General features: G+C 74.2%; 3 protein-coding genes. All 3 read left to right on the forward strand.

What is annotated here, in order from left to right; genetic code table 11:
- Positions 1–823: protein spdB (locus ACFWB8_RS37080; protein WP_385237738.1), on the forward strand; the 823-nt coding region annotated here is incomplete at its 5' end.
- Positions 820–1,032 (forward strand): hypothetical protein, encoded by a 213-nt coding sequence (locus ACFWB8_RS37085; protein WP_377541240.1) that lies wholly within the window; start codon positions 820–822, stop codon positions 1,030–1,032. The genes ACFWB8_RS37080 and ACFWB8_RS37085, both read left to right, overlap by 4 nt.
- A complete protein-coding gene (locus ACFWB8_RS37090; RefSeq protein WP_377541239.1) occupies positions 1,029–1,391 on the forward strand; it encodes a hypothetical protein in 363 nt (120 codons plus the stop codon). The genes ACFWB8_RS37085 and ACFWB8_RS37090 overlap by 4 nt, the downstream gene beginning before the upstream one ends.
- Positions 1,392–1,434: the final 43 nt, after the last annotated feature.

Raw genomic sequence — 1,434 nt, forward strand, 5'->3', positions numbered from 1 at the left:
GGCCGTGGTCGTGATGTGGCTCGGGGACTCGATGCCGTGGCCCGTCGCCCTGGTCGTCGGACTCGGCATCGACGGCGGCTGGCTCGCGACCCTCGCGTACGACCGGCGCCTGGCCGCTCAGGGTGACCACAACACCACGGTCACCGTGGTCGGGTGGGCGTTCGGCGCGGTCGCGACCGGCGTCCTGGTCGCCCACGCGCTCACCGCCGACGGATCCGCCGGCGCATGGCTCGCCGTCGCCTGGCTGCCGATCGCGGCCAAGGCCTTGTGGCTCGTGCACGGTCTCTGGGAGCGGACCGCGCTCACCAAGACCGCCCTCGACCGGATCGCCACGATCCAGCAGGGCGCCCGCGATCAGGCGGCCATCGCCCGCGCCGAACTCCGTGCCGAGGCGGGCACCGAGGAGACCCGCCTCGACGCCGTGACGGGCGCCGGGAAGCGCGTCGCGGAGGCACAGGCCAAGGCGGCCAGGAGGCTCTCCGGCGCCTGGTCGGAGCTGGACGGAGTCCGGCAGGGCGACGGCACCGGTAGGGCTCTGACCTGCGTGACAGAGCGCGTCGCACCCGCGTCACAGGACGCGTCACAGCCCCGCTGGCAGCTCCCCGTCTGGGGCTCCTTCGAAGAACTGGCCGCCATCGAGGCACCCGCCCTGACGGACGACCAGATCGACGCGATCGTCGCGGAGCTCCGGGCCAGCACCAACCCGCCGATGTCGTACAACGCCCTCGCCCTCGCCTTCCGCAGGGCGGGCCACAGCGCCGGGGAGACCCGGCTCCGGGCGGCCTGGAAGCGCGTCACGACGTCTGAGGCGGTGGGCTCGTGATCGCCCTCGCCTACCTCGCCACCGTGGTGGTTGCCCTCGCGGTCCTGGCGGTGGCCCTGCGCCGCCGCCCGGTCCCGGCCCCCGCGCCGGTCCCGCCGGCGCCCGGACCCGACCGACTCCTGACCGACGGCACACCTGAGGTCCGGTTGATCCTCGCGGCCGCCACCCAGCTCGCCGACCTCGCCCACCGGATGGGAGCCGCAGCATGACCCGCCGACCCGCCATCCACGACGCGGCACCGAGCCTGGTCGTCTCGCACGGAGCCGACTTCTTCGGGCAGGACCACCACCTCCGCAAGGAGGTTGCCGCCCTCGCGTCCTGGGTCCAGACCTCCGTGCCGTACAACGACCGGAAGGCCGTGGCCTCACTGGTCGACGCCCTGGAGTTCCCGAAGCCCCGAACCTTCCCTGCTGCCGAAGCCGCGCTCGTCTCCGAGCAGCTGCTCACGGTCTCCCGGACCCGGCACCTCAAGCCGCGGGCGTCGGCCCTCGCCCGCGCCCTGGCCGACGCCGCCGCCCGCGCTGCCGCCGACGGCGAGTCGTGGGAGTGGACGGTCGAAGCCGCGTAACACCGAAGCCCCGCCGGCCTTTTCGGCTGGCGGGGCTTTCTTC

Origin of the sequence: Streptomyces sp. NPDC060031 (assembly GCF_042736805.1) — a bacterium.
Classification (GTDB): domain Bacteria; phylum Actinomycetota; class Actinomycetes; order Streptomycetales; family Streptomycetaceae; genus Streptomyces.

Bases quoted from the DNA above. Each gene is read 5' to 3' on its own strand.
- ACFWB8_RS37090 (WP_377541239.1), top strand. From the start codon at position 1,029: ATGACCCGCCGACCCGCCATCCACGACGCGGCACCGAGCCTGGTCGTC.